This window comes from Okibacterium sp. AC114, assembly GCF_979253355.1.
The window spans coordinates 1,967,420-1,988,378 of record NZ_CEEDBR010000001.1; the positions used below are offsets into that span (position 1 = coordinate 1,967,420).

At 67.1% G+C, this 20,959-nt stretch carries 20 protein-coding genes; 6 read left to right on the plus strand and 14 right to left on the minus strand.

All coding sequences use genetic code 11. From position 1 onward, the window contains the following. Nucleotides 1-44 precede the first annotated feature (44 nt). From ACZ6IE_RS09200 to thyX, 3 genes are all read right to left on the minus strand, one after another. Nucleotides 45-1,721 (minus strand): ribonuclease J, encoded by a 1,677-nt coding sequence (locus ACZ6IE_RS09200; RefSeq protein WP_464607691.1) that lies wholly within the window; start codon nt 1,719-1,721, stop codon nt 45-47. A 25-nt stretch (nt 1,722-1,746) separates the two neighbouring features. Beyond that, nucleotides 1,747-2,721 (minus strand): 4-hydroxy-tetrahydrodipicolinate synthase, encoded by a 975-nt coding sequence (gene dapA / locus ACZ6IE_RS09205; protein ID WP_464607692.1) that lies wholly within the window; start codon nt 2,719-2,721, stop codon nt 1,747-1,749. 83 nt (nt 2,722-2,804) lie between these two features. Further along, the gene (gene thyX, locus ACZ6IE_RS09210) at nt 2,805-3,530 is read right to left on the minus strand and encodes an FAD-dependent thymidylate synthase (protein ID WP_464607693.1); all 726 of its coding nucleotides are present in this window, start codon (nt 3,528-3,530) and stop codon (nt 2,805-2,807) included. Between the two features lie 85 nt (nt 3,531-3,615). Here thyX and ACZ6IE_RS09215 point away from each other — a divergent pair, with 85 nt between their 5' ends. Both ACZ6IE_RS09215 and ACZ6IE_RS09220 read left to right on the plus strand, forming a co-directional pair. Beyond that, complete coding sequence (locus ACZ6IE_RS09215; RefSeq protein ID WP_464607694.1) at nt 3,616-4,041, plus strand: OsmC family peroxiredoxin; 426 nt, start codon at nt 3,616-3,618, stop codon at nt 4,039-4,041. 2 nt (nt 4,042-4,043) lie between these two features. Next, nucleotides 4,044-4,934, plus strand: coding sequence for a TIGR01777 family oxidoreductase (locus ACZ6IE_RS09220; RefSeq protein ID WP_464607695.1), 891 nt, complete (start codon nt 4,044-4,046; stop codon nt 4,932-4,934). 16 nt (nt 4,935-4,950) lie between these two features. Here ACZ6IE_RS09220 and ACZ6IE_RS09225 read toward each other — a convergent pair whose 3' ends face one another. The 5 genes from ACZ6IE_RS09225 to ACZ6IE_RS09245 form a co-directional block, all read right to left on the minus strand. After that, entirely contained in the window at nt 4,951-5,394 is a 444-nt protein-coding gene (locus tag ACZ6IE_RS09225; RefSeq protein WP_464607696.1) for a hypothetical protein, read from the minus strand. Beyond that, nucleotides 5,391-6,221 (minus strand): 4-hydroxy-tetrahydrodipicolinate reductase, encoded by an 831-nt coding sequence (dapB, locus tag ACZ6IE_RS09230; RefSeq protein ID WP_464607697.1) that lies wholly within the window; start codon nt 6,219-6,221, stop codon nt 5,391-5,393. Before dapB ends, ACZ6IE_RS09225 begins: the two co-directional genes overlap by 4 nt. Nucleotides 6,222-6,285: 64 nt before the next feature. Continuing rightward, nucleotides 6,286-6,888: a histidine phosphatase family protein gene (locus ACZ6IE_RS09235; RefSeq protein ID WP_464607698.1), complete on the minus strand. Its 603-nt coding sequence runs from the start codon at nt 6,886-6,888 to the stop codon at nt 6,286-6,288. A gap of 155 nt (nt 6,889-7,043) precedes the next feature. Further along, nucleotides 7,044-8,411 carry an aldo/keto reductase gene (locus ACZ6IE_RS09240; RefSeq protein WP_464607699.1) on the minus strand — a complete coding sequence of 456 codons (1,368 nt, stop codon included), beginning with the start codon at nt 8,409-8,411 and terminating at the stop codon, nt 7,044-7,046. A gap of 258 nt (nt 8,412-8,669) precedes the next feature. Next, nucleotides 8,670-10,961, minus strand: a complete 2,292-nt coding sequence (locus ACZ6IE_RS09245) for a polyribonucleotide nucleotidyltransferase (protein WP_464607700.1) — start codon at nt 10,959-10,961, stop codon at nt 8,670-8,672. A gap of 442 nt (nt 10,962-11,403) precedes the next feature. On the opposite strand from ACZ6IE_RS09245, the gene ACZ6IE_RS09250 reads away from it, so the two are divergent. Further along, a complete protein-coding gene (locus ACZ6IE_RS09250) occupies nt 11,404-12,540 on the plus strand; it encodes an acyltransferase family protein (RefSeq protein WP_464607701.1) in 1,137 nt (378 codons plus the stop codon). 181 nt (nt 12,541-12,721) lie between these two features. On the opposite strand, the gene rpsO is transcribed toward ACZ6IE_RS09250, so the two are convergent. Next, nucleotides 12,722-12,991: a 30S ribosomal protein S15 gene (gene rpsO, locus ACZ6IE_RS09255; protein WP_079728410.1), complete on the minus strand. Its 270-nt coding sequence runs from the start codon at nt 12,989-12,991 to the stop codon at nt 12,722-12,724. 207 nt (nt 12,992-13,198) lie between these two features. Between rpsO and ACZ6IE_RS09260 the strand changes: the two genes are divergently transcribed. After that, on the plus strand, nt 13,199-13,975 hold the full coding sequence (locus tag ACZ6IE_RS09260; RefSeq protein WP_464607702.1) for a hypothetical protein: 777 nt from the start codon (nt 13,199-13,201) through the stop codon (nt 13,973-13,975). A 103-nt stretch (nt 13,976-14,078) separates the two neighbouring features. Here ACZ6IE_RS09260 and ACZ6IE_RS09265 read toward each other — a convergent pair whose 3' ends face one another. Further along, complete coding sequence (locus tag ACZ6IE_RS09265; RefSeq protein WP_464607703.1) at nt 14,079-15,128, minus strand: LLM class flavin-dependent oxidoreductase; 1,050 nt, start codon at nt 15,126-15,128, stop codon at nt 14,079-14,081. 114 nt (nt 15,129-15,242) lie between these two features. Here ACZ6IE_RS09265 and ACZ6IE_RS09270 point away from each other — a divergent pair, with 114 nt between their 5' ends. Beyond that, the gene (locus tag ACZ6IE_RS09270) at nt 15,243-15,650 is read left to right on the plus strand and encodes a DUF1304 domain-containing protein (protein ID WP_464607704.1); all 408 of its coding nucleotides are present in this window, start codon (nt 15,243-15,245) and stop codon (nt 15,648-15,650) included. 106 nt (nt 15,651-15,756) lie between these two features. Here ACZ6IE_RS09270 and ACZ6IE_RS09275 read toward each other — a convergent pair whose 3' ends face one another. The 3 genes from ACZ6IE_RS09275 to ACZ6IE_RS09285 form a co-directional block, all read right to left on the minus strand. Continuing rightward, complete coding sequence (locus tag ACZ6IE_RS09275) at nt 15,757-16,263, minus strand: adenine phosphoribosyltransferase (RefSeq protein ID WP_079728407.1); 507 nt, start codon at nt 16,261-16,263, stop codon at nt 15,757-15,759. Between the two features lie 18 nt (nt 16,264-16,281). Then, the gene (locus ACZ6IE_RS09280) at nt 16,282-16,656 is read right to left on the minus strand and encodes an FKBP-type peptidyl-prolyl cis-trans isomerase (RefSeq protein WP_464607705.1); all 375 of its coding nucleotides are present in this window, start codon (nt 16,654-16,656) and stop codon (nt 16,282-16,284) included. 234 nt (nt 16,657-16,890) lie between these two features. Continuing rightward, complete coding sequence (locus ACZ6IE_RS09285; protein WP_464607706.1) at nt 16,891-18,393, minus strand: PrsW family glutamic-type intramembrane protease; 1,503 nt, start codon at nt 18,391-18,393, stop codon at nt 16,891-16,893. Nucleotides 18,394-18,476: 83 nt separating this feature from the next. Here ACZ6IE_RS09285 and ACZ6IE_RS09290 point away from each other — a divergent pair, with 83 nt between their 5' ends. After that, on the plus strand, nt 18,477-19,355 hold the full coding sequence (locus ACZ6IE_RS09290; RefSeq protein ID WP_464607707.1) for a fumarylacetoacetate hydrolase family protein: 879 nt from the start codon (nt 18,477-18,479) through the stop codon (nt 19,353-19,355). Here the strand turns inward: ACZ6IE_RS09290 and ACZ6IE_RS09295 are convergent. After that, nucleotides 19,293-20,828 carry an aspartate ammonia-lyase gene (locus tag ACZ6IE_RS09295; RefSeq protein ID WP_464608620.1) on the minus strand — a complete coding sequence of 512 codons (1,536 nt, stop codon included), beginning with the start codon at nt 20,826-20,828 and terminating at the stop codon, nt 19,293-19,295. The two genes, ACZ6IE_RS09290 and ACZ6IE_RS09295, sit on opposite strands and share 63 nt — an antisense overlap. Nucleotides 20,829-20,959: the final 131 nt, after the last annotated feature.

Below are 20,959 nucleotides of genomic sequence, written 5' to 3' on the forward strand. Positions count from 1 at the left end.
AGCCCCGCCGTCATCCAGACCGGCGGGGCTTCGAGCAAGATCGTTTACGCCTCGATGACGAGGGGGACGATCATGGGGCGGCGACGGTAGGACGTGTTCACCCAGCGGCCGACCGTGCGTCGCACGACCTGCGTGAGGGCGTGCGGGTCGCGCGTTCCACTCTTTGCGGCCTCGGCCAGGGCGGACACGATCTTGGGCTTGACCTCGTTGAACACGGCGTCGTCCTCGGCGAAACCGCGCGCGTGGATCTCGGGCCCGACCACGACCTTGCCCGTCGCGGCCTCGACCACGACGATGATCGAGATGAAGCCCTCTTCGCCCAGGATGCGGCGATCCTTGAGGTCGGCGTCGGTGATCTCGCCCACGGTCGAGCCGTCGACGTAGACGAAACCGAGATCGAGCTGGCCGACCACCTTGGCGACGCCATTCTTGAGGTCGACGACCGTGCCGTCTTCGCCGAGGATGGTGTTCTCTTCGGGGATGCCGGTCTGCATGGCGAGTTTGGCGTTGGCCACCAGGTGACGGTACTCGCCGTGCACGGGCAGCACGTTCTTGGGCTTCAGGATGTTGTAGCAGTAGAGCAGCTCACCGGCCGCCGCGTGACCGGAGACGTGCACCTTGGCATTGCCCTTGTGCACGACGTTGGCGCCCAGCTTGGTCAGACCGTCGATGACACGGTAGACGGCGTTCTCGTTGCCGGGAATGAGGCTGGAGGCGAGGATGACGGTGTCGCCCGGGCCCGGCTCGATCGCGTGGTCGAGGTTGGCCATGCGGCTGAGGACGGCCATGGGCTCGCCCTGCGAACCCGTCGACATGTAGACGATGCGGTCGTCGGGAAGGTCTTTGGCCTTCTTGTAGTCGATGAGCACGTCTTTCGGCACCTTCAGGTAGCCGAGGTCGGCTGCGATACCCATGTTGCGCACCATGCTGCGGCCGAGGAACGCGACCCGGCGGCCATTGGCGGCGGCCGCGTCGAGGACCTGCTGCACGCGGTGCACGTGCGACGAGAAGCTGGCGACGACGACACGGCGCGTGGCCTTCTGGATGACCTGGTCGAGCACGGGCCCGATGGATGATTCGAGCGGCGTGAACCCGGGAACGTCGGCGTTGGTGGAGTCGACCATGAACAGGTCGATGCCCTTTTCGCCGAGGCGCGCGAACGCCCGCAGGTCGGTCAGGCGGCCGTCGAGCGGCAGCTGGTCCATCTTGAAGTCACCCGTGGCGAGGACCGTGCCGGCGCTCGTCGAGATGGCGACGGCGAGGGCATCCGGGATGGAGTGGTTGACGGCCACGAACTCGAGGTCGAACGGGCCGAGCTTCTCGGTCTGGCCCTCGGTCACCGTGAGGCTGTAAGGCTTGATGCGGTGTTCTTTGAGCTTCGCCTCGACGAGCGCGAGCGTGAGCCCAGAGCCGATCAGCGGGATGTCATTGCGCAGGCGCAACAGGTAGGGAACGGCGCCGATGTGGTCTTCGTGGCCGTGGGTGAGCACGACGCCCACGATGTCGCCCAGGCGATCCTTGATCGGGCTGAAGTCCGGCAGGATCAGGTCGACGCCCGGCTGGTGCTCCTCGGGGAAGAGCACACCACAGTCGACGATGAGGATCTTGCCGTCGATCTCGAACATGGTCATGTTTCGACCGATCTCGCCGAGACCGCCGATCGGGATGACGCGGAGTGTGCCGGGTTCGAGAGCCGGCGGTTCGTATACGGAAACGGGCATGCGCCCTCCTTGTTGAGTTATGGGGCTACCGTGTGGTGCCGTGCACTTTCGGCAGGGCACCTCCGGCGGCCGCATTGCGGTCTGGGCGGAACCTCGAGAGGTCGACACCCGGGATGTCTCGCACGAGGGCGAGTTCGTCTTCGATCTGCGCGGCTTCCGCCTCTTCCGGCCCGACGAGCGGCAGGCGCACGCGCGGGGTCTGGATGCGGCCGAGGCCGTGCAGGATGTATTTGGCGGCTACGGTGCCGGGAACGTGCGTCATGACGGCGCGCACGAGGGGCTCGAGCTGCTGGTGTGCGAGCGTGGCGGTGTGCAGATCGCCCGCGTTAACGGCATCCACCATCTGGCGATAGGGGCGCGCCGCGATGTTGGCCGTGACGCCGATGAGACCGGTCGCGCCGATCGCCATGTGCGGCAGGGCGTTGGCGTCGTCACCCGAGAAGTACATGAGGTCGGTCTGGTTGAGCACACGGCTGACCTCGCTGAAGTCGCCCTTGGCGTCTTTCACGGCGAGGATGTTCGGATGCTTCGCGGCACGCAGGATCGTCTCGTACTTGATGGGCACACCCGTGCGACCGGGGATGTCGTAGAGGATGACGGGCAGGTCGGTGGCATCCGCGATCATGCGGAAATGCGTGAGGATGCCCGCCTGAGTCGGCTTGTTGTAATAGGGAGTGACGATCATGACACCGTCGGCCCCGGCCTTCTCGCTGGCCTTGTAGAGCTCGATGGCGTGCGCGGTCTCGTTCGAGCCGCCGCCCGTGATGATCTTGGCGCGGCCGGCCGAAACAGATTTGCCGACCTCGACGAGGCGCAGCTTCTCGGGGTCGGTCAGGGTGGATGTCTCACCCGTCGTGCCCGTGACGACGATGCCGTCGGCACCGGCCGTGATGACGTCGTCGATGTGCTTCTCGACGCCGGGCCAGTCGACCTCTCCGTCGCTCAAGAACGGTGTCACCAACGCGACGAGGACCTGCCCGAAAGGATTCTCAACACTCACGGTCTTAGGTTACCGGTTCGACGGGGGCTGACGACATCCGCCGCCCCGCTGACCGCCCTCGAACGACCCGAACGCCCGAAGCGCTACGGCGCAACGCGACCCTTGCTCTGGAACGCCTCGTGCGTGAGCGGCATGAGTTTTTGCCACACGTCTTCCATCTTCTCGGCGCACATCTCGATCTCGCGCTGCGGGAAGGAGGGGAACTGGCTGCCCTCGCGCTTGGTGCGCAGCGACAGGAAGTTCATGAGCGATCGCGCGTTGACCGTGACGTACATCGACGAATAGATGTTCAGCGGCAAGACGATGCGCGCGACCTCTCGGGCGACACCGGCATCGAGCATGCGCTGGTAGGCCTCGAAGGCCTGCGTGGATGCGCGAACGGTCTCGTCGCGCACGAGCGCGGTCTGTTCGGGTGTGCCGGGCAGGAAGTCGTAGGCGCCGGGCTTGCCGACCTGCACGAGGTTGCGCTCTTCGGACGGCACGTAGAACACGGGACGCAGCTCGCGGTAGCGGCCCGATTCTTCGTTGTAGCTGGCCATGCGGTGCCGCATGAACTCGCGGAAGACGAAGATGGGAGCTTGCACATAGAACGTCATCGAGTTGTGCTCGAACGGCGAGCCGTGGCGGTCACGCATCAAGTAGTTGATGAGACCCCGGTCGCGGGATGTCGCCTCTTGCCCGTCTTGCGCGGCCTCGAGCGTCTGCTCGCCCTGCGTGGACACGCGCGCGGCGAAAAGCACATCGGAATCGGAGGCGCTCGAACGCACGAGCTCGACGGTCACATCGGAACGGAATTCAATCTCTGGCACGCGTCAACCCTACCCGGATGTCGGACGCCCTCGTTAGGCTGACGGCAGGCGTATCGAGCGCCTGGACAACTCACGGAGGTGCACCATGGCGGTTACCAGCGAAGCCACGACGGTCTGGAACGGAACTCTTTTCGAGGGCTCGGGAACGGTCACCCTCGACTCGTCGAAGGCGGCGAGCCTGCCGGTCGACTGGAAGGCACGGTCCGAGGGGTCGGAGAGCGTGACGACGCCCGAAGAACTGCTCGGCGCCGCGCACGCCGCGTGCTACTCGATGGCCTTCTCGAACGCGCTGACCGAGAACGGCACGCCTCCCGAGCGCGTGCAGACCACGGCCGCCGTCACCTTCCAGCCGGGCACGGGCATCACGTCGAGCCATCTGCTGGTCTCGGCCGTCGTGCCGGGTCTCGACGAAGAGGCGTTCGAGCGCATCGCCGAAGACGCCAAGGTGAACTGCCCGGTCTCGCAGGCGCTTGCGGGAATCAACATCACGCTGGAAGCGAGCCTGGCCTAGACATGCGCGTTCTCATCGCCGGAGCATCCGGTCTCATCGGCACGGCCCTCACGCGCTCGCTGCGCGACGACCAGCACGAGGTCGTCCATCTCGTGCGCCGCGATACCGCAGACACCGGTGAAGTCTCGTGGGACCCGGCCGCCGGGCGACTCGACGTGTCGGCCTTCGACGGCGTCGACGCCGTGGTCAACCTGTCCGGCGCCTCGATCTCGAAGTTGCCGTGGACGGCTTCCTACCGCCGAACGCTGCTCTCGTCGCGCGTGCAAGCGACCCGAACGCTCGTCGAGGCGCTTCACCGCACGAACACTCCCCCGCCGATCTTCGCCAGCGGTTCGGCCTCGGGCTACTACGGCTCCCGGCCCGGAGAGACGTTGACAGAGGAGTCGAGCTACGGTGAGGGATTCCTCGCGGGTGTGTGCGTGCGCTGGGAAGCCGAAGCGATGAAGGCGCCCGATTCGGTGCGCACCGTGCGACTGCGCACGGGTGTCGTGCTCGCCCTCGGGGGCATCCTCAAACCGCTCATGCCGCTGACCAAGCTGGGCGCGGCGGGGCCGCTCGGCCCGGGCACGCAGCGCTGGCCGTGGGTGAGTCTCGACGACGAGGTGCGGGGCATCCGACACGTCCTCGATAACGACATCGACGGGCCCGTGAACCTCGTGGGCCCGACGCCATCGAGCGCCAACGACCTCATGTTCCACCTCGCACGACGACTCGAACGACCCTTCCTGTTGCGGGCGCCCACGTTCGCGCTCAAGGCTGCGTTGCAGCAGGCAGCCGACGATCTGTTGCTCATCGACCAGCGCATCGAGCCCGGCGTTCTCGAGCGCACAGGCTTTACGTTCACCCACCGCACGGTCGAGGAGGCCGTCGACGCAGCGCTCGCGGCCGGCTAACCCGCCGCGGGCGTCTCTACGCGGCGCGGCGCTCGAGGCCGATGGCTTCGCGGATGGCCTGGCGCGCGCGGCGACGGTCGCCAGCGCCATCGTACGCAAGGCCCAGGCGATACCAGGCACGCCAGTCTTCGGGGTTCTGTTCCACCTCGGCGCGGTAGCGCGGGAACACCTCGTCGGCGGCCTCGCGCAGAGGGCGGCCCGACGGTCGCACGGGCAGCTCCTCATCGGGCAGGGCATCTTCGTCGCCGAGCCTCCGCCCGAGCTTGTCCGCGCGCACACCGAACAGCAATTCGCGCACGAGCGCCCACAGCCCGATGATCGGGATCACCAGCAGAGCGACGCCCATGACGATGGCGATCGGCTCACCCGTCGCCACGAGCAGCACGGCCCGCTGGCCGACCAACACGATGTAGAGCAGCAAAAGCACGGCCATGACGCCGACGAGCAGCCGCGTGGTCATCGGGGCGTCGCCGCCTGAGCGGCCTGTCCGGAGGTGTTCTCCGGGCCCGCAGTGGTGTCGTCGACAACCGCTTGGGCATCGGCTGAACGCGAAGCAGACAGGTCGAGGTCGAGCAGCTTGTCGAGCCCGACCGTCACCCCGACGGCCGATCGGGCTGCCTCGAGAGCAATGACGATGCCGCGTTCGTAGGCCGACGGGTCGAGCGTGTCGTGCGAGATGGTGAGCAGTTCGCCGGTGCCGCCGAACAGGACATCCTGCTTCGCCACGACGCCGCGCATGCGGAGGCTGTGAATGGGGATGCTCGACACCTGCTGCCCGCGCGCCCGCTGATCGGTGTGCGGCGCCTCGACAGGGCCCTGGCCGGCACGCGCCGCCTGGATGAGTTCGGCGGTGCGCACGGCCGTGCCGCTCGGCGAGTCGACCTTCGACGACCGGTGCGCTTCGATGATCTCGATCGAGTCGTAGAAACGGCCGGCCATGGCCGCGAAAGCCGTGGCCAGAACCGATCCGAGAGAGAAGTTCGGGATGATGACGACGCCGCTGGCCGATTGTGCGACCTGCGCCTCGAGCGAGGTGATGCGTGAGCTCGACCAGCCGGACGACCCGACGAGCACCTTGAGCCCACGCTCGACGGCATGCTGCACCACCTGCGGACTGACCGCCGGTGACGTGACGTCGACCACGAGGTCCGCATCGTCCATCTCGGTGAGCGGCGACGAAGAATCGAGCGCGGCCACGACCTCGAAGCCGTCGGTCTGCTCGACCAGCTCACGAATGAGGGTGCCCATCTTTCCGGTGGCGCCGACGACGGCGACTCTCGTTGTCATGCCTCAAACCTACCAAGCGCCGCTCGTCGCCGCCCGGGCTTGCGCCCGTGCCGGCAAATGAGCGCTACGCAGGAATGGTGTCGGGCAGCCCGGTGCGCAGCTCGAACGGCAGGTGTGACAGGTCGTTGTGCGTGACGAGCGTCCACGGCCGCCCCGCCTTCTGATGGATGATCGTGAGCCCGCAATTAGCCTGGTTCAACGTCGTCCACCGCCACTCGGGCGCTTCGAGCACCTCGCGGACGAACCATCCGATCACGAAGTTGTGGGTGATGAGCAGATCGTGCCGCTCGCCGCGCACGGGCGCCAGGAATTCGGACACGGCGTCGGACATCTGCGCCGAACCTGCGTCGACCTCTTCTTCGGTCACCGACCCGAAGAACGCATCGTAAGCCGCTGGCGTGTTGGCCGTCTTGCCCGAGGGGACACAGTCGAACAGCAACGCCGAGGGCTCGGGCTCGAGGGCCGGCAGGCGCTCGGCGATGATCTTCGCCGTTTCGGACGCCCGCTGCAGCGGCGAATGCCACGCGTTGTCCATGGGTACTCCCCCGAGTCGCTCGGCCAGGAGCTGCGCCTGACGACGACCCCGAGCCGACAGCGGGCCGTCGGGCAGGCCGTGTTCAGCGTCTTGCTGTTCTCCGTGGCGGACGAGGTAAATATAGTGTGACACCGGTGCTACTCCTTGGCCCCGCCCGGCCCGCGTTCCCGCCATCGGCGCCGGGATCGTCGGTGTGGACGGGGTACGTTTTCCAGCATTCAGCTTACGACAGGGGTGGGATGCGCGCCTGGGAGCCCGCAGGGCATCTCGAGAAAGCCGACGTAGCCTCAGATGCGCGAGGCGCGTTCCAGATCGAGGACCTGCGTGCGCGTGAGCTGCACGCCGGCGGATTGCACGATCGCGTCGACCTGCTCGGGTCGGGATGCACTGACGACAGGCGCTGCGACTCCCGGACGGTGCTGCAGCCAGGCGATCGCGATGGTCGTGACGCTCACGCCGATCTCGAGCGCGATCTGGTCGAGCGCCTTCAAGACGCGCAAACCCCGGCGCCCGAGGTGCTCGGCGGCTTTGGCGGAGCGCAGACGGTCGGCGAAGTCGGCGCGCGACCGGTATTTGCCCGTCAAGAACCCGTTCTCGAGCGCGTAGTACGGCATGACGCCAAGTCCCTGACCCTGCGCCACGAGCTGCAGACCGCCCTCGTAACGCTCGCGCGTGAGCAGGCTGTAGTGCGTCTCGACGGCCTCGAAGCGCGGGTAGCCCGCCGCGGCCAGGATGCGGGCCTCGATCAGGCGATCTGGGGTGAAGTTCGAGACGCCGAGGTAGCGCACCTTGCCCGTCTCGATGAGCCACTGGGCGGTGCCGAGCGCGTCTTCGAGGCGCACGGAATCGTCGTCGTCGTGGAAGTAGAGCAGGTCGATGTGGTCGGTATCGAGGCGCTCGAGGCTGGCCTCGACGGCGCGCACCATGTTCACGGGGCCGAGTCCCGGGCTGTCGGGGTGACGACCGATCTTGGTGGCCACGACCATGTCGTCGCGGTTGCGGCGACGGGACATCCAGCGTCCGATGATGTGCTCGCTGCGGCCGCCCGAGTAGCTGTCGGCCGTGTCGATGAAGTTGCCGCCGAAATCGGCGTAGCGGTTGAGGATGGCTTCCGATGCCGCCGATTCGGCCGTCCATCCGAACACGCTGGTGCCCAGTGACACCGGGAACACCTCGAGATGGCTGTCGCCGACCGTGTTACGGATGCTCGAGCCCACGCCGTCGCCCAGCACGGGGATCGGGGCGGAAGGATGCGCGGGCAGGCTGGCCCGGGCCGTCGTCGACACCGACGCGGACACCGATGTCGACACCGACGTCGCGGCGGAATCACTGGCCAGAGCCGACGAGTCGCTGCCGGTGGCCAGTACCGATGTGGCACCGGTCATGACGGGCGCTGATGCACGCAGACGCGCCTCGACCGCGGCTATGGCGTCGATGCCACCGGTCACCATCGATTCGGCTTCGGCTTCGGCTTCGGCTTCGGCTTCGGCTTCGGCGACAGCCTCCGCCGTGGCGGTCACGGCGTTGGCGCGAGCGGCGTGGCGGCCACTCCGCACGGCGACGCCAGAGCTCACGGGGAGAGAAGTATCGGTCTCGTCGACCGCAGCCTCAGCCGGTTCGGACACGGTGAAGAGCCGCGGGATGAACTTCGCCATCTCCGCCCCCTCTCGCCTGCGGTGTTGCCCGGACACGTATCAGGCGACCCCCATCGCCTACTTCGAGGGTAGGTCACTTCAGACATCCGCAATGGATATCCCCCGCGCCCTTGACAGATTGGATCATAACGATTCGACAACGACGAACGCGCCCGCCCCGAAAAGGGACGAGCGCGTTCGTGAGTCGCTGTGGGCGACAAGTCGCTCGCAACCAGAGCTCTGCGAGAGAGACTCTAGCTGCGTGCGACCGGGAAGGGTTTAGCCTTCGGCCGGAGCCTCGGGGCCCTCGCTGGCGGCAGCACTCGACTGCGTGTCAGCTTCTTCGGCAACGACCGGTGCCAGCGACAGCTTGCCGCGGTCATCGATCTTGGTGATCTCGACGAGGATCTTCTGGCCGACACCGAGCACGTCTTCGACGTTCTCGACGCGCTTGCCACCGGCGAGCTTGCGCACCTCGGAGATGTGCAGCAGGCCGTCCTTGCCGGGAAGCAGCGAGACGAAGGCGCCGAAGGCGGCGATCTTCACGACAGTTCCGAGGAACTGCTCGCCGACCTCGGGGTTGGTCGGGTTGGCGATGGCGTTCACCTGGGCACGAGCAGCCTCGGCCGACGGACCGTCGACGGCGCCGATGTAGACGGTGCCGTTCTCTTCGATCGAGATGTCGGCGCCGGTCTCGTCCTGGATGGCGTTGATCGTCTTGCCCTTGGGCCCGATGAGCTCACCGATCTTGTCGACGGGGATCTGCACGCTGATGACGCGAGGAGCCGTGGGCGCCATCTCGTCGGGAGCGTCGATCGCCGCGTTGAGCACGGAGAGGATCGTGGTGCGGGCGTCCTTCGCCTGCGTCAGAGCGGCAGCGAGCACCGAGGCGGGGATGCCGTCGAGCTTGGTGTCGAGCTGGATCGCGGTGACGAATTCGCTGGTGCCGGCAACCTTGAAGTCCATGTCGCCGAGCGCGTCTTCGGCACCGAGGATGTCGGTCAGGGCCGCGTAACGCGTCTGGCCATCGACGGTGTCGGACACGAGGCCCATGGCGATGCCGGCGACGGGTGCGCGCAGGGGCACACCGGCGTTCAGCAGCGACAGGGTCGACGCACAGACGGAGCCCATCGACGTCGAGCCGTTGGAGGACAGCGCCTCGGAGACCTGACGGATGGCGTAGGGGAACTCTTCGCGGCTCGGCAGAACCGGAACGAGGGCGCGCTCGGCGAGGAAGCCGTGCCCGATCTCGCGACGCTTCGGGGTGCCGACGCGACCGGTCTCACCGGTGGAGTAGGGCGGGAAGTTGTAGTGGTGCAGGTAACGCTTGCTCTTGACGGGCGAGAGCGAGTCGATCTGCTGTTCCATCTTCAACATGTTGAGGGTGGTGACACCGAGGATCTGGGTCTCGCCACGCTGGAACACGGCGGAACCGTGCACGCGCGGGATGACCTGGACTTCGGCGTCGAGCGGACGGATGTCGGCCAGGCCGCGCCCGTCCATGCGAACGCCTTCACGCAGGATGCGGCCGCGGACGACCACCTTCGTGACGGACTTGTACGCGGCCGAGAAGTCGCGCAGGACTTCGCCGTCGAGCTCGCCGGCTTCGACGCGCTCGGTGAGCGACGCCTTGACGCGCTCCTTGAGCGAATCGTCGGCGTTCTGACGCTCGACCTTGTCGGCGATCTGGTAGACGTTGACCAGGTCGTCGTAGGCGAGGCCTGCAACGTGGTCGTAGGTCTCTTTGCTGTAGGGCAGGAACACCGGGTAGTCGGCGATCTCCTTGGCAGCCTGAGCGGCGAGCGAGCTCTGGGCCGCGACGAGCTCCTTGATGAAGGGCTTCGAGGCCTCGAGGCCCTCGGCCACGACCTCTTCGTTGGGCTTGATGGCGCCGCCCTGGATGAGGTTCCAGCTGTTCTCGGTGGCTTCGGCCTCGACCATCATGATCGCGACGTCTTGGTTGCCCTCGGCGTCGGTGACGACGCGGCCGGCGACGATGAGGTCGAAGACGGCCTCTTCGAGCTGCTCAGCCTTGGGGAAAGCGACCCACTGGCCGGAACCGTTGTTGGCTCCGGGGATGAGGGCGAGGCGCACACCGGCGATGGGGCCGCTGAAGGGCAGGCCGGAGATCTGGGTGGAGGCGGAAGCCGCGTTGATGGCCAGCGCGTCGTAGAACTCGCCGGGGGCGATCGACAGCACGGTGACGACGATCTGGACCTCGTTGCGCAGGCCGGTCACGAAGGACGGACGCAACGGGCGGTCGATGAGGCGGCACACGAGGATGGCCTCGGTGGAGGGACGGCCTTCGCGGCGGAAGAACGAACCGGGGATCTTGCCGGCAGCGTAGCTGCGCTCTTCGACGTCGACCGTCAGCGGGAAGAAGTCGAAGTTGTCTTTCGGGTGCTTCGAGGCCGAGGTGGCCGAGAGAAGCATGGTTTCTTCATCGAGGTAGGCAGCGACGGCTCCCTGAGCCTGCTGCGCGAGGCGACCGGTCTCGAAGCGGACCGTTCGCTTGCCGTAGGAGCCGTTATCGAGCACGGCTTCGGCGAATTTGATTTCTGGACCTTCCACAGGTCACTCCTTACGTTGGTGCCGCGGGTTCACGCGGCAGGGGGCGCGGTCATTCGCGCCCGATTCAGACATACCAAAGCAGGAACAGGCAGTACGTACTCAAGTCGCCGAACTTTTGGGACTTGGCTGATCTCCAGTAGAAAGCCACCATCCCGCGCGCATCGAACCGGATCTGTGGACCAGATCTGTCGACCGAGGGAAGGGAGTTCACCACCGAGGACCAGCTTCCTGCCGGCCTGCTCCGTGTTACTCATGCCCGATCACAGGTGACCGGACATCGAAATTCTACCAGAGAAGGGTTCGTTTGCACCGGAGGCGCACATATTGCGTTCAGGAACGGGCGGATGTCGGGGGCCCGGTTACGGCCGAATTCTCCCGGCGCCGGGGCGGGGCCGGGCGGCGCACGTCGCGATAGATTTGGTGCCGACCGAAACGAGGAGTCATGACGCTCTCCCCCGACGAGACCGAGCCGGGCGCCACGCCATCCGCCGCCCGCCCACCGAAGAAGCGCGTGCCGTTCTGGGACAACGCGAGGTTCGCCTGCATCGTGCTGGTCGTCATGGGCCACGGCATCCAGCGACTGACCGAAGATTCGGATGCCGCACTCACGGTCTATCTGCTCATCTACGCGTTCCACATGCCCGCGTTCGCGATCGTGAGCGGCTACTTCTCGAAGTCGGACCCGCCCGGGCGGCGGCAGATGGCGCGCGTGATCACCGACATCCTGCTGCCGTATCTGATCATGGAGAGCATCTGGACGCTGGTGCAGTTCTGGGTGGAGGGCGAACTGAATGTGAACCCGACCCAGCCGTCGTGGACGCTGTGGTTCTTGTTGGCGCTCGGCATCTTCCGGCTGATCCTGCCGTATCTCGCGCTCATCCGCTGGCCGCTGATGTGGGCCGTGATCGTCTCGGTGGGCGTCGGCTACCTCGACAACGTCGACAGCACGTTCTCACTCAGCCGCACGCTCGGCATCTTGCCGTTCTTCGTGCTGGGCTGGAAACTGCGCTCGTGGAAGCTCGTCGACCGGTGGCGCGTGATCGAGCGGCAGACCTGGCCCGTGCGCGCTGCGGCGCTCGGGTTGTTCGCGGTGCTCGCGGCCGTTTTCGTCGCCTTCATCGACGTGTGGCGCGATATCGACCTGCGGCTGTGGTTCTTCTACGACGACTCGTATCAGGGGCTCGGCGAGGGCGTGTGGTGGGCCGGGCTCGTGCGACTCGGGCTGATCGCCCTGGCCGTTCTGTTGAGCGCAGCGTTCTTCGTGCTGGTGCCGCGACGCCAGACGTGGATGACCGGCTTCGGGCAGGCCACCATGTACGTCTATCTGCTGCACAGCTTCGTGCTCTACCCCATTCGGCAGTCCGGGATGCTGCGGCAGGGACTCGATCCGGATGTCTGGCTCGCCATCATGCTCGTCGCGGCGGTGGGCATCGCCGTCGTCCTGTCGACCGCGCCCGTGCGCCGCGTGTTCCGGCCGCTCATCGAGCCGAAACCGCGCTGGTTGTTCGTGCGCCCGGCCGACGAGGAGCGCGTGGGGCCGTCGCGCACCGACCCGACGGGGTCTCGCCGCACGTCGTGAGCCGGCATCCCGGATGTCGACCGGCGGCCGCGTTTCCCGGGCCGTTGCCCGGGGTCTCGACCGGCCGCGAGGTCAACCGGCAGGAACGACGAATGGCCGCCACCCGAGGGTGACGGCCATTCGTGAAGAAGATCGCGGTCTCAACGAAGAGACCCGCTGTGCCTTCGTTCTCTTGCGAGAATTAGCGGCGCAGTCCGAGACGCTCGATGAGCGTACGGTAGCGGGCGATGTCGACGTCGGCGAGGTAGCCGAGCAGACGACGACGCTGACCAACCAGCAGAAGCAGGCCACGACGCGAGTGGTGGTCGTGCTTGTGCTCCTTGAGGTGCTCGGTCAATTCCTTGATTCGAGCGCTCATGATGGCTACCTGAACCTCGGGGGAACCGGTGTCGCCAGGGTGGGTCGCATATTCTTCGATGATCGCCTTCTTAGCTTCTCCATTAAGTGCCATAGAGCCGATCCCCTTTCTCTCGTTGCGCGGTGCCTACCAGCGGGATGCTGTGGCTCTCTTTATCCGCGGCCGTTCAGACGGCAACTGAGCGAGTCTATCAGAGGCTGGGCGCTGCCAGTGCTCTCACAGTGGGGGCACAGACATCCGGGATGCCGCGTGCCTAGGCTCGGGTGAACATACCTCGTTCATAGCTGAAGGGCCAACGACATGGGATTCCTCGACCGACTTCTCGGACGCGAAGAACCGAACCAGCAGAACCCGCAGAATCAGCAGAACCCCGGCGGGCAGTACGGCCAGGGGCAGTACCGCTACGGGCAGCAGTCCTACGACCAGCCGCAGGGCGGCTACGCCCAGCAGGGCGCAGGGCAGCAGAACCCCGGGCAGAACGGGCAAGCTCGCAGCGAGGACGACATCGCCGTCGAGCGCTACCGCTACCTGCTGCGCACCGCGCCCCCCGAGCAGATCGAAGAGGTGCACCGCGAGGCGTTCGGCAAGTTGACGCCCGAGCAGCGCCAGCAGGTGTTTCAGGAGCTCAGCCAGAACGCGCCGCAGGGCGATGCCCCGCGCGACGACTCCCCCGCCGCCCTCGCCTCGTCGGCGACGCGCTCGGAGATGCGGCAGCCAGGCACGCTCGAGCGCTCGTTCTCGAATCAGGGTGGCCGCGGCGGCCCCGGCATGGGCAGCATGTTCGCCGGATCGCTGATGGGCACGGTGGCCGGCTTCTTCGTGGCGTCCGCGCTCATGTCGGCGTTCCTGCCGAATGACATGGGCGGCAACGACGCGTCCGGCGACGGCTCAGGTGACGGCTCCGGCGACGGCTCGCAGGATGCCGGAGCCGATTCGGGTGCCGGATCCGACGCGGGCGGCGACGCCGGTGCCGACACGATCTCGGCCGACGGCGGCGGAGACTTCGGTGGCGGAGGTGGCTTCGGCGACTTCGGCGGCGGCGGAGACTTCGGTGGTGGAGACTTCGGCGGGTTCTGACCACCGGTCACCCCGCGCTCCCCGACATCGAGGAGCATCGGACACAGAAGAAGGGCCCCGGAATCATCCGGGGCCCTTCTTCGTGCGTGTGCGGTGCGGTCGGTTAGGCCGCGTCGGTCGTGAGCAGCTGCTCGGCCAGGAGTTCGAGCGTGCGGATGCGGGCGGGTGCGGCATCCGGAGCGGTGCCCTGGCGGGCCGAGGCACCCGGCGAAACCATGACCTCGTCGACACCGAAACGCTCGCCCAACTGGCGCAACCGCGCGGCCGCACCGGCGCCGTCGTCGATGATCCAGGTGCCGCGCATGCGCTCGACGAACTCCTTCTGCAGGTCGGTGACGTCGGCGGCGAGCGCCTCCTCCACCGTCAGGAGGGCGCCGAGCGGGTCGTTGGTGCGCAGGCGCGCCATCTGTTGCATCTGCGGGAGCGCCAGGAGAGCGGCCTCGTCGACCGTGTCGGCGGCGACCACGTTGGCCGTGAGGAACGTGCGCGGCGCCTCGAGGAACTCGGACGGGCGGAACTGCGAGCGGTAGAGGTCGAGCGCGCGCTCGGTACCCTCGCCGCTGAAGTGGTGCGCGAACACGTAGGGCAGGCCGAGGGAGGCGGCCAGCTGCGCCGAGTAGTCGCTCGAACCCAGCAGCCAGACATCCGGAACGCTCGTGGCGCGCGGCGTGGCCTTTAGGCCGTACTCCTGGCCGGACGTCAGGCGCACCGTGGCCCCCTCTGGCGAGAGCAGCGCGATGATGTCGCCGACCGAGTTGGGGAAGGCGTTGACGTCGGACGTGGCACCCGAGCGGTTGAGCACAGCCGTGACGACGGGATCGCTGCCCGGCGCGCGGCCGAGGGCCAGGTCGATGCGGCCCGGCGCGACGGCCTCGAGGGCCGCGAACTGCTCGGCCACGACGAGCGGGGCGTGGTTCGGCAGCATGACGCCACCCGATCCCACGCGGATGCGCTCGGTGCGCGACGCCAGGATCGCGATGATGATGGGCGGGTTGGTCGAAGCGACCGACGCCATGTTGTGGTGTTCGGCCACCCAGTAGCGGGTGTACCCCAGGCGGTCGGCGGCCTGAGCCAGCCCGATCGACGCGGCGATCGCCTCTGAGGAGTTCTGATCGGTGCGAACGGGCACCAGGTCGAGTACGGAGAGTTTCAACGCACATCCTTTCTCACCGTAAAGACAACGTCAGAGGGGCCACTCCATTCCCGCTTTGCCCGAAATGAGCGCGCCGTGGTGACGCGCGGCACCCGGTCGTCCTACTCTCAGACCATGGTGATCCTGATAACTATCGCGGCGACGCTCTCGGCCGTTCTGCACATCGTCATCTTCTATTGGGAGTCCTACGCGTTCTCGCGGCCCACCGTGTGGCATCGCTTCGGCCTGCATTCGCAGGAGGAAGCCGACCAGCCCGCCGTGAAGGCGCTCATGTACAACCAGGGGTATTACAACCTGTTCCTCGCCATCGGGGCATTGCTCGGCGCGATCCTCTACGGCGTGGGCGTGCAGCAGGCGGGCTTCGCCATCGGCCTGTTCTCGGTGGCATCCATGTTGGCCGCGGCCGTCGTGCTGACCACCACAGGTCCCGGCCGCATCAAACCCGCCATCGTTCAGGGCACCCTGCCGCTCATCACCGTGGTGCTCTACATCGTCGGATGGCTGAACCCCGGTCTCGTCTGACCGACCACGTTCCCTTCCGCGTCATGACACACGAAACGCGCCGCCCCTCGGGGCGGCGCGTTTCTGATGTGGCGCGTCTGTGCCGTGCTCGTCGCCCGGCTGCGGGCTATTCGGCCACGATCGAGTAGACGTCGTAGTCGGAGAGCACCTGGCGCCCGCCGAGACCGTCGAGCTCGAGCACCAGGCCGATGCCCGCGACGACGTAGCCGGCGCGTTCGATCAGCGTGGCCGCCGCATTCGACGACCCGCCCGTTGCGAGCACATCGTCGAGGATCAGCACACGCGAACCCTGCGGCAGCTGACCGGGCCGGATCTCGAGCGTTGCGGCACCGTATTCGAGGCCATAGTCCTCGCTCAGCACCTCGCCCGGAAGCTTGCCGGCCTTGCGCACGATCGCCAACGGCGTGTGGGATGCATACGCCAACGCCGAGGCGAGGAGGAACCCGCGCGCCTCGACGCCCGCCACCGCGTCATACCGCCCGGCGAACCGGCCCGCCAAATCGTCGATGACGGCGCGGAAGGCGTCGGCATCGGCGAACACGGGGGTCAGATCGCGGAACAGGATTCCCGGTTTCGGGAAGTCGGGGATGGTGTCACTCAGCGAGAGCACCATCTCTTCGACGGTCAAGGGTTACTTCACACCCAACAGGTCGATGACGAAGATGAGGGTCTCGCCCGAGAGCGGGTGTCCCCCACCGGCCGGACCGTAGGCCAGGTGCGGCGGAACCGTGAGCTGGCGGCGTCCGCCGACCTTCATTCCGGGGATGCCTTCCTGCCAGCCGGCGATGAGGTTGCGCAGGGGGAAGTTGATGGACTGGCCGCGGCTCCACGAGGAGTCGAACTCCTCGCCGGAGTCGTAGGCGACGCCCAGGTAGTGCACGTCGACGGTGGAGGACGCGGCCGCCTCGTCGCCCTCGCCGACGATGAGGTCGACGACCTCGAGGGTCTCGGGCGCGGGGCCGGAGGGGGCTTCGATCTCGGGCTTGCTCTTCGCAGAATCAGTCATGGTTCCATCCAAGCCGAGCGGGGCTCGGGAGTCAAAAACGGGGTGGGGTCGGCGAGCCGTGCGGCGCGTCATCCGGACGCCAGAAAAGTGTTGCTTTTCTGACGTGACGGGAGCATCCTGAGAACATAACTCGTCGCCCGGGAGACTCGCAGGCACTGCCGCAGCACCGGGCGATGAGTCTGTGTTGGCCCATGATCTGCCTCGCGAAGGCGTGAGGGCTGCGCGGCGGGCGGGCTAGGGGCCGAGGAGTACCGCGCGGTCGGTGGTGACCGCGGCCAGGAGCTCTTGTTCGGTGCGGCGGTTGACCAGGTGGTTGCGGCCGGTGATGATGCGTTGACGCGTGTAGGCGAGGCGCGTGGCATCGCGCGCGAACTGGCGCATGACCTTGCCCTTGTCGCCCGGAAGCGTCGCCGCCCACGCGCGGGCGCGGCGGCGACCCGACCAGGTGGCCAACATCGTGACCTCGGCGGGCGTGAACCAGCCGGCTGCCGCGTACTCGTTGAGGCGCGCCTGCGTGAGCTTGATCTCGTGCCGGCGCACCAGCACCGTGAGCGTCACCGCGCCCGCGAAGAGCGGCACCTGCACGAGCAGGTAGTAGACGATGTAGCTGCCGAGCGAATCGATGAAGAAGAGAGCGCCGTTCCAGAGGGCGTGCAGCAAAATGGCCGGCACGAGGCCGACCAGGAAGTAGAGCAGTGCGCCGAGAGACGTGGAACGTCGGGCCGCGAAACCGAGCGCCAGACCCGTCATGGTGGTGAACATGACGTGCGCGAACGGCGACAGCACGGCGCGCAGCACGAAGGTGACGCTCAAACCGCTGAAGCCGCCATCCCACAGCGCCTGCGCGAAGTAGAGGATGTTCTCGGTGAAGGCGAACCCCGCGGCGATGACGGCCGCATAGACCATGCCGTCGAGCGGGCCATCGAAGTGGCGGCGCGCGGCATAGAAGACGATGAGGATGCCGAGACCCTTGGCGGTCTCTTCGACGATGGGCGCCTGGATGGCGGCCGAGAAGAACGCGCCCGGCCCGGAACCCGTGGCCAGATAGGCGGCGACCTCGACCCCGAGCCCGACCAGCAGGGCCATGGACGCGGCGGCGGCAGCGCCCCACAGGAACGAGAAGACGAGGGCGAGACGGGGCTCGGGTTCCCATCGGTCGACCCAGGCGACGGCCGCGAGCACCACGGCGAGCGGGATGAGCGCCCCGAAGAACGAGAGCCCGACGGCCATGGCGCCGAGCTGCGACACGAAGTAGATGATGAGCCCGCCGAGCAGCAGCCCGAGCACAGCTATTGCGGACAGTGCGAGGACGGCCATGACCGAGGACGGTTTGACGCGCTGAGACCAGACGGGCTGCACGAAGTAGGGCGCCTTGGCCGGCTGCGCGTATTGCGGCTGTGCGTCACGCGCCGGCTGGGTGAATCCCGGGCCGCCATAGACGGGCTGCGGAGGAAAATAACGCCCCGAATTGGGGGCGGATGCGGGGTCGTTTTGCGCATCTCTGCCCGGGACACGCCCGTCGGTGGCATAGGGATCCCGCGGCGTGAGCGGCGGTTCTTGCGGAGCGAGCGGCGCCTGCTGGCCCGAGCGATCGGGCGACGCATAGGCATGCTGCTGCTCGGGCTGGGGGCTGTTCGGGGCGGAGGGCGCGCCCGGGGGCGCGTTGAGGATGGGTGGGCCGGAGGGCAACCGGCCGTGCGACGAGTTCGGGTCGTCGCCCGGGGTCGGGTACGTCATCGACCTAGAATAAGCGCTCCAGCCTGGGTGAACGAATCGCACAAAACCCGAACGGGGGTCATCCGACCCGATAGCCTGAAGAGGTGAAGTACGCCCATCTCATTGCCGACGACCGTTCCGAGACGACGAGGCTGGTGGTGCGACACGACGACCTCGTCCAATACGTCGAGGATCTGGTCGAGGACTCCCCCGTCGACCTGCAGCAGCTCATCGAGCGCGGCGACACCGAAGACGCTCGCATCCGCGCGGCCGTCGACGCGGTCGGATGGCAGCACGACCGGGTCTTCCCACTCAGCGACTTCACGCACGCCTCCGCCGTTCTGCGCCCGCCGCAGGTGATCGCGGTGGGACTCAACTATGCGGCCCACTCGAGCGAACTCAACCTGAAAACCGACAACTCCCCCACGCTGTTCTCGCTGTGGACGAACTCGTTGGCGGGGCACGGCGGCACGACGACGTGGCCGCGCAGCCTGTCGGAGTCGATCGACTACGAGGCCGAGCTCGGCGTGATCATCGGCAAGCCGGCGAAGAACGTGAGCCGCGACGAGGCGCTCGACTATGTGTTCGGCTACACGGTGGTGAACGACATCACGGCGCGCGACATCCAGTATTCAGAGGCGCAGTGGACGAGGTGCAAGAGCTTCGACGGTTTCACGCCGACCGGACCGCTCGTGGTCACGCGCGACGAGATCGCCGACCCGCAGAACCTGCACGTCGGCACGGTGCTCGACGGTCACGTGATGCAGGACTCGGACACGTCACACATGGTGCGCAGCGTAGCCGTCTTGATCGAGCAGATCTCGCGCTCGATCACGCTGCTGCCGGGCACCCTCATCTCGACGGGCAGCCCTGGGGGCGCGGGCTATAGCCGCGACCCCCAGGTGTTTTTGCGGGACAGGTCAACGGTCACCGTGTCCGTCGAGGGTATCGGCGAACTCACCACCCATTGCCGCATGATCTGAGTGCGCCTGCGTCGAGGCCTTCTCGCTGGCCGCGCTGCCGTCGATGACGGGGATGGCGGTCGTGATGACCTCGAGGCCCGAGAGGCGTGCCGGTGACAGCTGCTTGGTGACCTCTTCGCGCGACATGAGCTTCGACTCGACGACGAGATCGGCGATGTTGCGACCCGTGAGCAGGGCCGTCTTGGCGAGGGCCGCGGCGGCCGTGTAGCCGATGTAGGGCGTGAGGGCCGTGATGACGCCCACCGACGAGCCCACCATGGTCTCGAGGCGCTCGTGGTTGGCCGTGATGCCGTCGATGCAGTTGACGCGCAGCGTGTGGCAGGCCCCGGCCATCCACGTGATCGACTGGAAGAGCGAATGCGCGATGACGGGCTCGAACGCGTTGAGCTGCAGCTGACCGGCCTCGGCCGCCATCGTGACGGTCATGTCGGCGCCGACGACCGAGAACGCGACCTGGTTGACGACCTCGGGGATGACGGGGTTGACCTTGCCGGGCATGATCGACGAACCGGCCTGCTTGGCCGGCAGGTTGATCTCGCCAAAACCGGCCTGGGGGCCCGAGGACAGCAGGCGCAGGTCGTTGCAGATCTTGGACAGCTTGATGGCCGACCGCTTGAGCGTGCCACTGAACGACATGAACGCGCCCGCGTCACTCGTCGACTCGACGAGGTCGGGCGCGGTCTCGAGCGTGAGGCCCGTGATCTCGTTGAGGTGGCGGATGACGGTGGACGCATAACGCGGGTCGGCCGTGATGCCCGTGCCGATGGCCGTGGCCCCGAGGTTGACCTCGGCCAGCAGCCACGTGGTCTCGCCGAGCCGCTCGTGGTCTTCGCCCAGCGTGGTCGCGAAGCCGTGGAACTCTTGCCCCAGCGTCATGGGAACGGCGTCTTGCAGCTGCGTGCGCCCGACCTTCAACACGTGGCGGAACTCGTCGGCCTTCACCGAGAACGAGCGGCGCAGCAGTTCGAGCTCGGTGAGGAGCGTGCGCAGCGACAGCGCCAGGCCGATCTTGATGGCCGTGGGATAGGTGTCGTTGGTGGACTGCGAGCGGTTGGTGTGGTCGATGGGCGAGAGGAAGGCGTAATCGCCCTTCTCGCGGCCGGCCAGCTCGAGCGCGATGTTGGTGATGACCTCGTTGGCGTTCATGTTGGTCGACGTGCCGGCGCCGCCCTGGATGGCGCCCACGACGAACTGGTCGTGGAAGCGGCCGTCGATGACCTCTTGGCAGGCGCGATCGATGAGCTCACCCTTGTCGGCATCGAGCGAACCGAGCTCGACGTTGGCACGCGCGGCCGCCTGCTTGACGCACGCGAGACCCACAATGAGGTCGGGATAGACCGAGATGGGCCGCTTCGAGATCGGGAAGTTGTCGAGCGCACGGGCCGTGTGGATGCCCCAGTAGACGTCGGCCGGGATCTGCATGCTGCCGAGCGAATCGGACTCGACGCGCGTGGCGGATTCGGTCTCGGGCATCTCGGCCTCCTGCAGGTAGGGGTGGTCGATCGCGCGCGTGGCGGTCGACGTCTTCTTCGCACTTCGGAAAGGGTTCACTGTGGCTCCATTGCCTCATCGGGGCGCGCCGAATTTGTGGCCGACGCAGAGGA

Coding starts and splice junctions, on each gene's coding strand:
- ACZ6IE_RS09280 (WP_464607705.1), bottom strand. CDS start 16,656: ATGACTGATTCTGCGAAGAGCAAGCCCGAGATCGAAGCCCCCTCCGGC.
- ACZ6IE_RS09295 (WP_464608620.1), bottom strand. CDS start 20,828: ATGCCCGAGACCGAATCCGCCACGCGCGTCGAGTCCGATTCGCTCGGC.
- ACZ6IE_RS09220 (WP_464607695.1), top strand. CDS start 4,044: ATGCGCGTTCTCATCGCCGGAGCATCCGGTCTCATCGGCACGGCCCTC.
- ACZ6IE_RS09200 (WP_464607691.1), bottom strand. CDS start 1,721: ATGCCCGTTTCCGTATACGAACCGCCGGCTCTCGAACCCGGCACACTC.
- ACZ6IE_RS09215 (WP_464607694.1), top strand. CDS start 3,616: ATGGCGGTTACCAGCGAAGCCACGACGGTCTGGAACGGAACTCTTTTC.
- ACZ6IE_RS09270 (WP_464607704.1), top strand. CDS start 15,243: ATGGTGATCCTGATAACTATCGCGGCGACGCTCTCGGCCGTTCTGCAC.
- ACZ6IE_RS09260 (WP_464607702.1), top strand. CDS start 13,199: ATGGGATTCCTCGACCGACTTCTCGGACGCGAAGAACCGAACCAGCAG.
- ACZ6IE_RS09275 (WP_079728407.1), bottom strand. CDS start 16,263: ATGGTGCTCTCGCTGAGTGACACCATCCCCGACTTCCCGAAACCGGGA.
- ACZ6IE_RS09250 (WP_464607701.1), top strand. CDS start 11,404: ATGACGCTCTCCCCCGACGAGACCGAGCCGGGCGCCACGCCATCCGCC.
- ACZ6IE_RS09240 (WP_464607699.1), bottom strand. CDS start 8,411: ATGGCGAAGTTCATCCCGCGGCTCTTCACCGTGTCCGAACCGGCTGAG.
- ACZ6IE_RS09285 (WP_464607706.1), bottom strand. CDS start 18,393: ATGACGTACCCGACCCCGGGCGACGACCCGAACTCGTCGCACGGCCGG.
- rpsO (WP_079728410.1), bottom strand. CDS start 12,991: ATGGCACTTAATGGAGAAGCTAAGAAGGCGATCATCGAAGAATATGCG.
- ACZ6IE_RS09225 (WP_464607696.1), bottom strand. CDS start 5,394: ATGACCACGCGGCTGCTCGTCGGCGTCATGGCCGTGCTTTTGCTGCTC.
- dapB (WP_464607697.1), bottom strand. CDS start 6,221: ATGACAACGAGAGTCGCCGTCGTCGGCGCCACCGGAAAGATGGGCACC.